Annotated in this window: 14 protein-coding genes; 9 read left to right on the plus strand and 5 right to left on the minus strand. The window is 64.1% G+C overall.

Annotated features, from left to right (window positions below; all coding sequences use genetic code 11):
* The 3 genes from F8K16_RS08560 to F8K16_RS08570 form a co-directional block, all read right to left on the minus strand.
* On the minus strand, positions 1–268 hold a 268-nt coding region (locus tag F8K16_RS08560), incomplete at its 3' end, for a hypothetical protein (protein ID WP_294949487.1).
* Between the two features lie 120 nt (positions 269–388).
* Positions 389–1,588 carry an NnrS family protein gene (locus tag F8K16_RS08565; RefSeq protein WP_294949489.1) on the minus strand — a complete coding sequence of 400 codons (1,200 nt, stop codon included), beginning with the start codon at positions 1,586–1,588 and terminating at the stop codon, positions 389–391.
* Positions 1,585–1,719 (minus strand): hypothetical protein, encoded by a 135-nt coding sequence (locus F8K16_RS08570; protein ID WP_294949491.1) that lies wholly within the window; start codon positions 1,717–1,719, stop codon positions 1,585–1,587. The genes F8K16_RS08565 and F8K16_RS08570 overlap by 4 nt, the downstream gene beginning before the upstream one ends.
* Positions 1,720–1,857: 138 nt before the next feature.
* Between F8K16_RS08570 and F8K16_RS08575 the strand changes: the two genes are divergently transcribed.
* Both F8K16_RS08575 and F8K16_RS08580 read left to right on the plus strand, forming a co-directional pair.
* Positions 1,858–3,414, plus strand: coding sequence for a SulP family inorganic anion transporter (locus tag F8K16_RS08575; RefSeq protein ID WP_294949515.1), 1,557 nt, complete (start codon positions 1,858–1,860; stop codon positions 3,412–3,414).
* 160 nt (positions 3,415–3,574) lie between these two features.
* On the plus strand, positions 3,575–5,461 hold the full coding sequence (locus tag F8K16_RS08580) for a methyl-accepting chemotaxis protein (protein ID WP_294949493.1): 1,887 nt from the start codon (positions 3,575–3,577) through the stop codon (positions 5,459–5,461).
* 65 nt (positions 5,462–5,526) lie between these two features.
* On the opposite strand, the gene trpS is transcribed toward F8K16_RS08580, so the two are convergent.
* Together trpS and F8K16_RS08590 are read right to left on the minus strand one after the other, a co-directional pair.
* Positions 5,527–6,531: a tryptophan--tRNA ligase gene (trpS, locus tag F8K16_RS08585; protein WP_294949495.1), complete on the minus strand. Its 1,005-nt coding sequence runs from the start codon at positions 6,529–6,531 to the stop codon at positions 5,527–5,529.
* A gap of 35 nt (positions 6,532–6,566) precedes the next feature.
* Positions 6,567–7,001: an isoprenylcysteine carboxylmethyltransferase family protein gene (locus F8K16_RS08590; protein WP_294949496.1), complete on the minus strand. Its 435-nt coding sequence runs from the start codon at positions 6,999–7,001 to the stop codon at positions 6,567–6,569.
* 46 nt (positions 7,002–7,047) lie between these two features.
* Here F8K16_RS08590 and pcnB point away from each other — a divergent pair, with 46 nt between their 5' ends.
* From pcnB to clpX, 7 genes are all read left to right on the plus strand, one after another.
* Positions 7,048–8,439: a polynucleotide adenylyltransferase PcnB gene (gene pcnB, locus F8K16_RS08595; protein ID WP_294949498.1), complete on the plus strand. Its 1,392-nt coding sequence runs from the start codon at positions 7,048–7,050 to the stop codon at positions 8,437–8,439.
* Positions 8,426–8,914: a 2-amino-4-hydroxy-6-hydroxymethyldihydropteridine diphosphokinase gene (gene folK / locus F8K16_RS08600; RefSeq protein ID WP_294949500.1), complete on the plus strand. Its 489-nt coding sequence runs from the start codon at positions 8,426–8,428 to the stop codon at positions 8,912–8,914. Before pcnB ends, folK begins: the two co-directional genes overlap by 14 nt.
* Positions 8,911–9,675 (plus strand): 3-methyl-2-oxobutanoate hydroxymethyltransferase, encoded by a 765-nt coding sequence (gene panB / locus F8K16_RS08605; protein ID WP_294949502.1) that lies wholly within the window; start codon positions 8,911–8,913, stop codon positions 9,673–9,675. The genes folK and panB overlap by 4 nt, the downstream gene beginning before the upstream one ends.
* The gene (gene panC, locus F8K16_RS08610) at positions 9,662–10,519 is read left to right on the plus strand and encodes a pantoate--beta-alanine ligase (protein ID WP_294949504.1); all 858 of its coding nucleotides are present in this window, start codon (positions 9,662–9,664) and stop codon (positions 10,517–10,519) included. The genes panB and panC overlap by 14 nt, the downstream gene beginning before the upstream one ends.
* A gap of 159 nt (positions 10,520–10,678) precedes the next feature.
* Positions 10,679–11,992, plus strand: coding sequence for a trigger factor (gene tig, locus F8K16_RS08615; protein ID WP_294949506.1), 1,314 nt, complete (start codon positions 10,679–10,681; stop codon positions 11,990–11,992).
* A 101-nt stretch (positions 11,993–12,093) separates the two neighbouring features.
* Positions 12,094–12,708 (plus strand): ATP-dependent Clp endopeptidase proteolytic subunit ClpP, encoded by a 615-nt coding sequence (clpP, locus tag F8K16_RS08620; protein WP_294949510.1) that lies wholly within the window; start codon positions 12,094–12,096, stop codon positions 12,706–12,708.
* Positions 12,701–13,435 (plus strand): ATP-dependent protease ATP-binding subunit ClpX (clpX, locus tag F8K16_RS08625; protein ID WP_294949513.1); only part of this gene is annotated, 735 nt, incomplete at its 3' end. The genes clpP and clpX, both read left to right, overlap by 8 nt.

Consider the following 13,435-nt stretch of genomic DNA (forward strand, 5'->3'; position numbering starts at 1 on the left):
AGTCCCCGTCGTCATAGCGCACCAGCAGGATCTTGCTGCCCTCATAGGTCATGCTGATGGAGTCCTTGTCCATCTTCGAGGCCTTGTAGCCCTTGTCCTTGAGCAGCTTGAGCGCGTCATCCACGGAAAGGACATGCAGCCGGGTCCCCTTGCCGTCATTGAGCGCGGCGCACACCTTCTCCAGCTTTTCCAGCTCACCGGCGTGGGCGGCGGGCAGGGTCACACTCAGCAGGCCGGTCATGGTGGCCGCAATCAGCAGGTTTTTCATGCTTTCCTCCTGTCTTGAAGTGATTTGATAGGGATTTTCCGACAAAACCCCGTCTCTTGCACGGTTTTTTGCGGCGGATTGGACAGGCATCCTGCAAAAATGGGGGAGACCCCGTGTCGCTCACCCATAGCGACCGTCCACACGCGGGCGCAGCCACATGGGCAGATAAGCGATCCAGAACAGGCCGAAGCCCAGCGTCCACAGGCCGAGGCTGGCGTGCATCCAGCCGGTGTATCCGCCGGGGGCGAGCAGCGGCCCCAGCGTGCGCGCCAGCGCGGCGGCCAGCACCAGCAGCAGCATGAGGATGACCAGCCTCGGGGGCTCGAAGACGTTGCGCCCGGTGTGCCCCAGCGTCACCCGGGCCATCATGCCCAGCGTGCCCAGCCCGATGCCGCCGGCGGCAAAAGCGTGCAGGGCCAGCCAGCTGGCCTGCGGCCACATGGACAGCCCCGCCAGCACGAAGCCCAGCTCCACAAAGGCGTAGGCACCCCACAGGCTCCACAGCAGCGGTTCATGCCATACTACCCGATCGGCCCAGCGCCACAGCGTCGGTGCGTTGGCCAGCGCCAGCAGCCAGGCCAGCGTGCCGGTGAGCCAGTGGTGCGGCCAGCCGATCCACGCCACGGCAAAGGCCAGAAACAGCAGCAGGTTCACATAGGTGAGCCGGCCCGGACGGGGCAGTTCGATGCGTCGGCCCTGTTTCATCTGCGCCGCCTTCTCGATGAAGAAGGGCAGCACCCGGTGAATCATGGTCAGCAGCACGGCGATCACCAGCAGCACGCCGGCCAGCAGCGCCATCTGCGCCCGGCCCGTGTCATGGGCGAAGGCGTAGCTGAAGCCGTTGGCAATGACCAGCAGCCACACCTTGCTCACCAGTCCGATCTGCCCCCACTGGCGGGCGCGCACGATGGGCGCGGTGACCGCCGTGGCCAGTCCGATGCCGAACAGCAGGTCGAACAGGGCGGCCAGCGGTGCGGGCAGACCGGTCAGGTTGAGCCCGCGGGCGGTGAGCCACAGCAGGATCAGTCCCGCAAGCGGCCAGCGGTGCAGGGTCTGAAAGCCGGTCCAGTTGCGGATGGCGGTGAGCAGAAAGCCGCCGATGATGGCCAGCGCGAAGCCGAACACCATCTCATGGCCATGCCACAGCGCCGGGCTGGCCCAGAAGGTGTGCGGCTGCCACACCCCGGCCAGTTGCAGCAGCCAGCCAAGCCCCAGCAGGGCGGCGGCCAACGAACCGAACAGAAAGAAAGGGCGGAAGCCCAGATAGAACAGGGCGAAACGGCCTACGGGCGGGTCGTTCCACGCCAGATGCACGCTCATTGTTCAGCGTCCTGTCGCTGTGCCTTGCGGCGGCGGTGGCGGGCCTTGAAATAGAAATGAGCGCCCAGATGCGCGACGACCAGCAGAATGGTGACGGCGATCATGATCTCGCCGATATGGTGAATCCACATTGATTTTCATGCTCTTTCTGGGGTTTGAGCACATTTTGCTATAATCCGCGCCCCTGTGACATAAAGAAAATTTATACGATTCGTATGGATACGCAACAGCAGCAGAAAAAACTGGCGGCTCTGCTGGATCGGCTGGGCATGACCGGCGCGGTGGCGGATCCGCATCAGACGCGGCGCGACATTCTTTCCGGCCTGACGGTGGCCATGGCGCTGGTGCCGGAGGCGGTGGCCTTCGCCTTCGTGGCCAATGTCAATCCGCTGGTCGGGCTGTATGCGGCGGTGATCGTCGGTTTCATCACCGCCGCCTTCGGCGGGCGGCCCGGCATGATTTCCGCCGCCGCCGGCTCGCTGGCGGTGGTCATGACCGGTCTGGTGGTGCAGCACGGCGTGGAGTATCTCTATGCCGCCGTCATTCTGATGGGGGTGTTCCAGATCATCATCGGGGTGATGGGCTGGGGCAAGTTCATCCGCATGGTGCCGCAGCCGGTCATGCTGGGGTTCGTCAACGGACTGGCCATCGTCATCTTTCTGGCCCAGCTCAATCAGTTCAAGGATGCCGATGGGCACTGGCTGCAGGGTGTGCAGCTGTGGACCATGCTGGGGCTGGTGGCACTGACCATGGCCATCATCTATCTGCTGCCCCGGCTGGTGAAGGCGCTGCCGGCCGGGCTGGTGGCCATCATCGTGGTGACCGTGCTTGTGGCGGCTCTGGGGCTGGATACGGTCACCGTGGGCGACCGCGCTCATGTGGAAGGCACGCTCAGCGCGCTCATTTTCGGGGATCCAAACGACCCGCAGCTCAACGGCTTTCACCTGCCGGACATTCCTTACACCTGGGAGAGTCTGATGATCGTGCTGCCCTACGCGGTCATTCTGACCATCGTGGGCACCACCGAGTCCCTGCTGACCATGACGCTGATTGATGATCTGACCGGCACCCGCGGACAGGCCAACCGGGAATGCAAGGCGCTGGGGTCGGCCAATGTGCTGGCGGGGGCCTGCTCCACCATGGGCGGGTGCGCGCTCATCGGCCAGTCGCTGATCAACATCAGCTCTGGCGGGCGTGGGCGGCTGTCCGGCATCACCGCCTCGCTGGGCCTGCTGGCCATCATTCTGGCGCTGTCCGACTATATGGAGATGGTGCCGGTGGCGGCGCTGGTGGGGCTGATGTTTGTGGTGGTCATCGCCACCTTCGACTGGTCCACCCTCAACATCCTGCGCGGGGTGAGCAAATATGACGCCTTCGTGGTGGTGCTGGTGACGGTGCTGACGGTGGTGTTCGATCTGGCCGTGGCGGTGGTGGCCGGCGTCATCGTCTCGGCGCTGGTGTTCACCTGGCAGCATGCGCAGCGCATCGTCATGGACGTGCGTGACGAGGACCATGACGGCAAAAAGGCGCGCATCTACAAGCCGTATGGCCCGCTGTTCTTTGCTTCGGCGCAGAATTTCATCGAACAGTTCCGCCCCGAAGAGGACCCGGACTGCGTGGTCATCGACTTTCAGCACTCGCGCGTCTATGACCACACTGGCGTGGAGGCCATTGACCGGCTGACGCGCAAATACAGAAAACTGGGTAAGAAACTGGTGCTGCGCCACCTGAGCCCGGAATGCCGCGCGCTGCTGAAGGACGCGAAGGATCTGGTCGAGGTCAACATCTCCGAAGACCCCCACTATCACGTCTCGCTGGGCAAGTAATCCCCACCGGCCACACGTCGGCCCTTTCATGCTTCAGATCAATTGGCCGGTCATCTGACCGGCCCGCTTTTCCCTTCTGTGCTATAAGCGTAATTGTGGCATGGAAAATGCATGCCCCATGTTTGGAAAAATATAAATAAATGCGGTACCTGGAGGCGCGATGTTTTCGAGACTGACCATTCTGCAGCGCTTGGCGGTGGTGTTCTTTGTGGGCACCTTCATGGGGGCGCTGACCATTGCCTATTTCTTCTACTACACCAGCATCCGCTCGCTGGAGAGCGAGCTGCAGGAGAGCCTGCAGCGCACCTGGCAGAAGAACTTCTCCGTGGTGCTGGGCCAGACGGAGAAGCTGGGGCGGCAGAGCCTGATCATGCTGGCGCAGGACCCGAGGCTGGCTACGGCCATGGCAGGCGGCGACCGGCAGGAACTTGCCGCCCTGCTGCAGGAGATCCGCCGAACGGTGCTCGAAAAAGGGGGCGTGCAGCATTTTCAATTGAGCGTGCTGGATGCATCCGGGCAACCACTGGCCACTACGCTCAAGCGTCCGTATCGTGTTTCCCGGACTCTGCTGGACAAGGCACGCCGGCAGCAGGGCGTCGTATCGCACATTGCGGTCAGGGATGGTCAGATCCGCTACCTGATGCCAGTGGGAGAGGGCTATCTGGAGTTCGATCTGGGTTTTTCGGAAATCATCAGAAGCCTCAACAGGGCCTATGGGGTGGATCTGCTGCTGTTTCCGCTGGGGCAGGATCGCCCGATCCTGCTGAGCGCCAACCGGGGTGATGAAGTGCGTGAGCTGGCGGAGAAGGGCTTCCGTCCCCGGCAGGATGAGCGCAGCGGCTTCATGGAACTGGATGAGCAACATGTGGTCATCGATCTGCCGCTGACCACCGAAGAGGGGCGGCTGGTAGGGCGTGCTGCCGTGCTGCTGCCGGCGGAAGAGGACTACTATGGCGTCATTGATGAGCAGGTGCGCGTAGTCACCATTGATGTGATCGTGGTGGTGGTCATCGACATGCTGGTCAATCTGATCGTGCTGTTCACCATCTATCGTGATGCGGTGCGCCCCATCCGCTATGTGATGGGGCTGATGGACCACATCACCGAGGGGGACCTGAGCGTACCCACCGACACTGGCACCGGGGGACGGGACATGCGCGCCTTCCTGCGCCAGTTCGAGCAGATGCGCCAGCGCTGGAGCGAGATTGTCAGCGCCATCCGCGAGAATGCCAGCAGCCTCAACCGCCGTTCCAGCGAAACCTTCGAGAATGTCACCACCATGTGCACCGTGCTGCGCAAGGAGGAGTCGCAGATTGCCGAGATTGCCGAAAATGCCGGCGAAGTACGCGATCTGGCCGGAGAGGTGGCGCGCAATGCGGATGAGAGCCGCGAGGAAGTGGAGACAGCCGCCCGTCAGGTCAATGAGGGTGCGCAGCGCATCACCCAGGTCAACGGCATGATCCAGACGCTTTCCCGTGAGGTAGGCACCACCTCCGAAGCGGTGCAGGCACTGGTGGATGAGATCAACCACATCACCGATGTGCTCAATACCATCAACGACATTGCCGAGCAGACCAATCTGCTGGCGCTCAACGCCGCCATCGAGGCGGCCCGGGCCGGGGAGCATGGCCGCGGCTTTGCCGTGGTGGCCGATGAGGTGCGTCAGCTGGCCATGAAGACCCAGCAGACTCTGGATGAGGTGACCGCACTGGCCGAGCGCATCAAGGAGCGTGCCGCCCGTGCGCAGCGGGACATGAAGGCCATCGCCGGATCGGCGGACGAGTCCAGCAGGCTGGTGCAGGAGGAAGTGGCCCTGCTGGACGACATCGTGCGCGAGGTCAACGAGGCCGTGGAGGACCTGGCCAGGATCGGCCCGCTGACTCAGCATCAGCGCACCGAGGTGGAGGAGGTCTCCGACGAGATCGAGCAGGTGCGTGTGCAGACGCAGGACATCGTGCAGCGGGCCAGCCGCACGCTCAAGTGCTTCGAGGAGGTGAAGCAGTCCGCGGAGCAGCTGGCGGAGATGGTTTCCCGCTTCAAGGTGTGAGCGAAAAGCTTCCAAAAACAAAACGGCGCCACAGGGCGCCGTTTTCATTTGCGGGCAGGTAGTTGTCAGCGCGGAATGAAACCGACGGCTTCGTGCACCTTTTCCAGCGTCGGTTCGGCCAGCGAACGGGCACGCGCGGCGCCGTCACGCAGCAGCTCTAGCAGCCCGGCTTCATCCTCGCGGATGCGCCGGAATTCTTCTTGAATGGGGGCGAGGGTGTCGGCCACCAGCTCACCGAGCTCCACCTTCAGATGACCGTACATCTTGCCTTCGAAGTGCTTTTCCACCTCTTCGATGGTCTTGCCGCTGAAGACGGAATAGAGTGTCAGCAGATTGGACACACCCGGCTTGTTCTCCGGGTCGTAGCGGATCTCGTCGCCGGAGTCGGTGACCGCCTTCTTGAACTTCTTGACGATCTTCTTCGGTTCATCCAGCAGGGAGACGTAGTTGTTGGAGTTGTCGTCCGATTTGGACATCTTCTTGGTGGGCTCCTGCAGGCTCATGATGCGCCCGCCCGCCGTCTTGGGCGGAATGTAGGGCTCCGGAACGGTGAAGATGTCCGTGCCGTATTTGCGGTTGAAGCGTTCGGCCAGGTCGCGGGTCAGCTCCAGATGCTGCTTCTGATCCTCGCCCACCGGCACCACGCTGGTCTGGTAGAGGAGGATGTCGGCGGCCATCAGCACCGGGTAGTCGAACAGGCCGACGGAGATGTTCTCACCCTGCTTCTGTGCCTTGTCCTTGAACTGGGTCATGCGGCCAAGCTCGCCCATGTAGGCGTGGCAGTTGAGCACCCAGGCGAGTTCGGCATGCTGGGGCACATGGGACTGGACGAACACCACGGATCTGTCGGGGTCGATGCCGCAGGCCAGATAGAGGGCGACGAAATCCAGCGAGCGGCGGCGCAGCTCGGCCGGGTCCTGCGGCACGGTGATGGCGTGCAGGTCCACCAGCGAGAACAGGCACTGATAGTCGTCCTGCAGCCGCACCCAGTTCCTCATGGCGCCGATGTAGTTGCCGATGGTCATGACGCCGGACGGCTGAATGCCGCTGAGCAGCACCGGTTTGCCCATGGTGTTCTCTCCCTGATTCCAGATGAGGGCGGATTTTACCAGAGGAAGGGGATCAGCCGGTGGCTGCGGCAGCAGTAGTCGGCGTAGCCGTCCAGCTTCCGACGCAGCAGACGCTCCTCGTACAGCAGCTTGACGATGAGGTCGATTGCCAGCACGACCCAGGCGGCAAGAGTAATCGGTTCGGGGTGCTCCACCACCGGCGGCGTGAACACCAGCAGCAGGGCAAGATACATGGGATGGCGCACCCAGCGGTAGGGGCCGTGGCACACCAGCCTGCAGTCCGGACGCGGGTCCGGCACGATGTTGAAGCGGCGCATGGCGGCCACGGCCCACAGGCCGGTGATGACACCCGCCATCTGCACCAGACGCCCTATCCAGCTGTCGGCGAACCAGGGCGCCTGCCACAGCAGCAGGCCGATCATGGAGAACTGTATGACCACCAGCAGGCGGGAAACGAAGGGATTGTGCATGCTTCTGTTAAAATGTCCGCTTCAAATGTTTTCAGGATAGTCGCCCATGCAGCGATTGGTCAATGCGGTCCGTTCTCTGTTCAGCCGCACCTCCGCGGGCCGATCCCGCACCGGAACGCCGGTTCGAATTCCGCGCAGCGCTCACAACATCTCCCGCAAGCAGATCGACAAGTCCGCACTGGACGTGCTCTACGGACTCAAGCGTGCCGGCTATGAGGCCTATCTGGTGGGTGGCGGCGTGCGTGACCTGCTGCTGGGGCTGGAGCCGAAGGATTTCGACGTGGTGACCAACGCCCGCCCCGAGGAGGTCAAGCGGGTGTTCGGGCGTCGCTGCCGCATCATCGGTCGCCGCTTCCGGCTGGCCCATGTCTATTTCGGGCGCGACCACTTCGTGGAGGTGGCCACTTTCCGGGGCGACTCCGGCAAGGGGGTGCGCCGCACCGACGCCAAGGGCCGCATTCTGGCCGACAATGTCTATGGCGACAGCATCGAGGATGACGTCTGGCGGCGGGATTTCACCGTCAATGCCCTTTACTACGACATCCGCGACTTTTCCATCATCGACTACACCGGCGGGGTGGAGGACCTCAGGGCGGGCATGCTGCGGCTGATTGGCGATCCGGCCACCCGCTACCGGGAGGATCCGGTGCGCACCATCCGCGCGGTGCGCTTCGCCGTCAAGCTGGGCTTCACCATCGAGCGCGAAACCGAGCGGCAGCTGACGCCTCAGGGGCCGTTGCTGCAGGAAGTGGCGCCGGCGCGGCTGTTCGAGGAGGTGCTCAAGCTGTTCCACAACCCGCAGGCAGTGGAGGTGTTCGAGAAGCTGCGCCACTATGACCTGTTCCGCCATCTGTTTCCCCGGGTGGACGCGCTGCTGGAGGAGGACGAGATTCATCGCAATCTGGTGCTGGCCGGCCTGCGCAGCACCGAGCGAAGGCTGCAGCAGGGCAAGGGGGTCAATCCCGCGTTTCTCTACGCCTTCATGCTGTGGCGGCTGACCCAGCACGCCATGACGCCGCGGCTGGCCGAACAGCAGCCGGCGCAGGCGCTGAGCGAGGCGGCGGACGAAGTGATCGCCGCGCAGATGAAGGCCACGGCGGTGCCACGACGCTTCACCCAGCAGGCGCGGGACATCTGGCACCTGCAGCTGCGCCTGAACAACCGCTACGGCGACCGGGCGGCGCGACTGGCGGAGCATCCCCGCTTCCGGGCCGCCTATGACCTGCTGGGCCTGCGAGTGGAAGCGGGCGAGGAAGAGCTGCGTCCGCTGTATGACTGGTGGACGGAATACCAGACCCTTTCGCCGGTGGACCGTGTCGCCTTCGCTCTGCAGGTGGAAAAACCGAAACGCAAGCGTCGGCGCCGTCGGCGCAATCGCAACCCTTACCGGCGTCGGGTGGGCGAGCGTCGGACGGATGAGGCGCGTGGAAACGGTTGAAGCGGCCATCGGGCTGGGCAGCAATCTGGACGACCCGGCCATGCAGGTGCAGCGTGCCTTCGAGGCGCTGGACGCCCTGCCGGACACCCGTCTGCTGGCCCGCTCCCGGCTGTATCGCTCCCGGCCGCAGGGGCCGCAGGATCAGCCGGATTTCGTCAACGCCTGCACTCTGATCGAGACGGCGCTGGCGCCGGAGGCGTTGCTGGACGCACTGCAGGAGATCGAACGACAGCAGGGGCGGGTGCGCCGGCGCCACTGGGGTGAGCGGGTCATTGATCTTGACCTGCTGCTCTACGGTGACCAGGTGATCGACACGCCCCGGCTGACCGTGCCCCATCCCTGGCTGCACCGGCGTGATTTCGTGCTGGTGCCGCTGGCGGAGATCGCGCCGGACTGGTCCATTCCCGGCGTGGGCACGGTGGGCGAGGCGCTGGCGCGCCTGGATGAACACTATCTGAGCGAGGAGACACCATGACCACTCTGAGCGCGCTCAAGCGCATGAAGCAGGACGGCACCCCCATTGCCGTGCTGACCGCCTATGACGCCGCCTTCGCCCGTCTGTGCGGCGAGGCCGGTTGTGACGTGCTGCTGGTGGGCGACTCGCTGGGCATGGTGGTGCAGGGTCACCGCAGCACGCTGCCGGTGACGCTGGAACAGATGGTCTATCACACGGAAATGGTGGCCCGTGGCAACACGGCCGACTGCTGGCTGGTGGTCGACATCCCCTTCATGGCGGACGCCACCGTGGAGCAGGGACTGGCCTCGGCGCAGGCGCTCGTTCAGGCCGGTGCCGACATGGTCAAGCTGGAGGGCGGCGAGCGGGTGCTGCCTCTGGTGGAGCGGCTGGCGGCGCTGGGCGTGCCGGTGTGCGGCCATCTGGGGCTGCTGCCCCAGTCGGTGCTGCGTCACGGCTACCGCAATGTGACGCCGGCGGAGGCGCTGCTGGCGGAGGCCCGGGCGCTTGAGGCGGCGGGCGCCGAAATGCTGGTGCTCGAATGCGTGCCGGCGGAGACGGCGCGGCAGATCGCTCAGGCGGTGGCCATGCCGGTCATCGGCATCGGCAGCGGCCCCCATGTGGACGGTCAGGTGCTGGTGCTGCACGATGTGCTCGGCATCAGCGAGCGGGCGCCTTCGTTCAGCCGCAATTTCATGGCGGAGGCCGGGGATATTCCCGCCGCGCTGGCGGCCTATGTGGAAGCGGTTCGCACAGGCGAGTTTCCCGATGAAGATTCTTGAGGCGGCCAGCGACATGCGGGCGCAGTCCGCCACCTGGCGGCTGGCGGGCGAGCGCATCGGCTTCGTGCCCACCATGGGCAATCTGCACGCCGGCCATCTGTCGCTGGTGGAGCGGGCGCGGCAGCGGGCCGACCGGGTGGTGGTGAGCATCTTCGTCAATCCGCTTCAGTTCGGGCCCCATGAGGATTTCGAACGCTATCCGCGCACTTTCGAGGCGGACGTGGAAAAACTCGCCGCACTGGGGGTGGACGCGGTGTTCCATCCGGCCGTGGAGACCATGTATCCCCGCTGGCCGCAGCCGACCGTCGTGCGGGCCGACCCGGATCTGGCCGCCCGCTGGGAGGGCGCTGCCCGGCCCGGCCACTTTGACGGGGTGACCACGGTGGTGCTCAAGCTGTTCAATCTGGTCCAGCCGGATGTGGCCGTGTTCGGCCAGAAGGACTACCAGCAGTGGCGCATCCTCTCCCGCATGGTGGAGGACCTCGATGTGCCGGTCGAGATGGTGCGCGCGCCCATCGCCCGCGAGCAGGACGGGCTGGCCATGAGTTCGCGCAACCAGTATCTGAACGCGCGTCAGCGTGCCATCGCCCCGGCGCTCTACGCCACCCTGTGCCGGACGGCCGAGGCGCTGCTGGCGGGCTCGCCGGTGGCGGATGCGCTTGAGGCGGGCACGGCCCGTCTGCAGGAGGCGGGCTTCGATGCGGTGGACTATCTGGCGCTGTGCGACGGCGATACGCTCGAACCGCTGGCGGTCGTGCGTCCGGGGGCGGTGCTCCTGGCCGCCGCCCGGCTGGGGACGACAAGGCTGCTGGACAACCTGCTGCTGGATGAGCCGGGCGGCTGAACGGGCCCAGACAACGGGGTCTCCCCCATTTTTGCAGGATGCCGTGCGGGCGCGGCGGTCCGCGCCGCAGGAAATGCCCGGTCTGGGGCGGGGTTGGGGTATAATCGCCGCTTTTCGGGCAGGTCCCCGCAGATTTTCCTTTCAGAAATAAGAAGTTGGATGGTTATGCAAGTCAATGTCACAAAACCCGAGTCCGGTCTGGAGCATCAGATCGAAGTGGTCATGCCTGCCGACGAGGTGAACGCGCAGGTTGACAAGCGTCTGGCGGAGATCCGCCGCAATGCCCGCATGGACGGTTTCCGTCCCGGCAAGGTGCCGCTGTCCATCATCAAGAAGCGTCATGGCGCCGCCGTGCGCGCCGATGTGCTCAACGAGGCGGTCTGGCGTGCCTTCAACGAGGCGGTGGAGAAGGAGGGCCTGAAGGTGGCCGGTTATCCCCGCTTCGAGTCCGTGGACGATGAGGGCGAGACCATCAGGTTCACGGCCAAGTTCGACATCATGCCGGAGGTCGAGCTGCCGGATCTGTCCACGCTGGACGTGGAGAAGGTGGAAGGCGAGATCACCGACGCCGATGTGGACGCCATGATCGAGAAGCTGCGCGAGCAGAAGAAGGCGTGGCGCGTGGCCAACGGCAACAAGAAGGCCGCCGAAGGCAATCAGGTGATCATCGACTTCGAAGGCTTCATCGACGGCGAGCCCTTCGAGGGTGGCAAGGCGGAGAACGTGCCCCTGATTCTGGGCTCCGGCCGCATGATCCCCGGTTTCGAGGAGGGCATCATCGGCATGAAGAAGGGTGAGGAGAAGACCATCAAGGTCACCTTCCCCGAGAACTATCACGCCGAGAGCCTGGCCGGCAAGGAAGCGGAATTCAAGATCAAGGTGCACTCCGTACAGGTGGCGGAACTGCCCGAGGTGGACGAAGCGTTCGTCAAGCAGTTCGGCGTGGAAGACGGCGACGTGGAGAAGTTCCGTCAGGAGATCCGCGACAACATGGCGCGGGAGATGAAGCGCCTGATCGAGGCGCAGAACCGCAACGCCGTGCTGGAAGCGCTGGACGAGGCGGTGGAGATCGAGCTGCCCGAGTCGCTGGTTCAGCAGGAGATTCAGACCATGATGCAGAACCAGCTGCGCGAGCTGCAGATGCAGGGCGTCGATCCCAGCCAGGTGAAGCTGAACGCCGAGGATTTCCGCGAGCGCGCCGAGCAGCGCATCCGTCTGGGGCTGATCGTCGGCAAGCTGATCGAATCCCTGGGCGCCAAGGTGACGCCGGAGGAGGTGGAGGCCTATATTCGCGAACAGGCGTCCGCCTACGAGGATCCGGAGGAAGTGGTGCAGTGGTACAAGCAGCATCCGGAGCACCTGCGCGAGATCGAGGCCATTCTGCTGGAGAACAAGGTGGCCGATGCCGTGCTGGAGCAGGCCAACACCAAGGCGGTGAAGAAGACTTTCGAGGCGCTGACCGCCAACGGCTGAAAGCCCGCGCAGACGGTGTGACTTCCGCAAAGGCTTGTCGGTTTGACAAGCCTTTTTTTTGCGGTAGGCTATCGGTGAAAAAACACAAAGGACGGACAGACGTGACAGAGATCGAAAACACCCTGGTGCCCATTGTCATCGAGCAGACCAGCCGCGGCGAACGCTCGTTCGACATCTACTCGCGCCTGCTCAAGGAGCGGGTCATCTTTCTGGTGGGGCCGGTGGAAGATCACATGGCCAACCTCATCGTGGCACAGTTGTTGTTTCTCGAATCGGAAAACCCGGACAAGGACATTCACCTGTACATCAACTCCCCCGGCGGCAGCGTCACCGCCGGCATGGCCATCTATGACACCATGAACTTCATCAAACCGGACGTGAGCACCATGTGCATCGGACAGGCGGCCAGCATGGGCGCCTTCCTGCTGGCCGGCGGTGCCAAGGGCAAGCGTTACGCGCTGCCCCACTCGCGGGTGATGATCCATCAGCCGCTGGGCGGCTTTCAGGGCCAGGCCAGCGACATCGAGATCCACGCGCGCGAGATCCTCAAGATCCGCGAGACGCTCAACCGGGAGCTGGCGAAGAACACCGGTCAGCCGCTTGAGCAGATCGAGAAGGACACGGATCGGGACAATTTCATGAGCGCGGAGGAAGCGCGCGACTACGGCCTGATCGATCAGGTGCTCACATCACGCACGGGAGCGCAAGATGAGTGACAGCAAGGACCTCTACTGTTCGTTCTGCGGCAAGCACCAGGATGAGGTGCGCAAGCTGATCGCCGGCCCCGGCGTCTACATCTGCGACGAGTGCGTGGAGCTGTGCAACGAGATCCTGCGCGAGGAGTTCGAGGGGCAGGGGGGCGAGGGAGACGCCTTCGCGCCGCTGACGCTGGACAAACTGCCCACCCCCCACGAGATCAAGCACGAGCTGGATCAGTATGTCATCGGGCAGGAGCGGGCCAAGAAGATCCTCTCGGTTGCGGTCTACAACCACTACAAACGTCTGGCCAGCGGCGATGCCGGCGATGACGTGGAGCTGAGCAAGAGCAACATCCTCATGATCGGCCCGACCGGCTCCGGCAAGACGCTGCTGGCGCAGACGCTGGCGCGCATGCTGGATGTGCCCTTTGCCATCGCCGACGCTACCTCGCTCACCGAGGCGGGCTATGTGGGCGAAGATGTGGAGAGCATTCTGCTCAAACTGCTGCAGCGCTGCGACAACGATCCGGAGAAGGCCGAGCGTGGCATCATCTACATCGATGAGATCGACAAGATCACCCGCAAGTCGGAGAACCCGTCCATCACCCGTGATGTCTCCGGCGAGGGCGTGCAGCAGGCGCTGCTCAAGATCATCGAGGGCACCATCGCCAACGTGCCGCCGCAGGGTGGGCGCAAGCATCCCAATCAGGAGATGATCCAGGTGGACACCTCCAAGATCCTGTTC

Origin of the sequence: Sulfurivirga sp. (assembly GCF_015490265.1) — a bacterium.
Classification (GTDB): domain Bacteria; phylum Pseudomonadota; class Gammaproteobacteria; order Thiomicrospirales; family Thiomicrospiraceae; genus Sulfurivirga.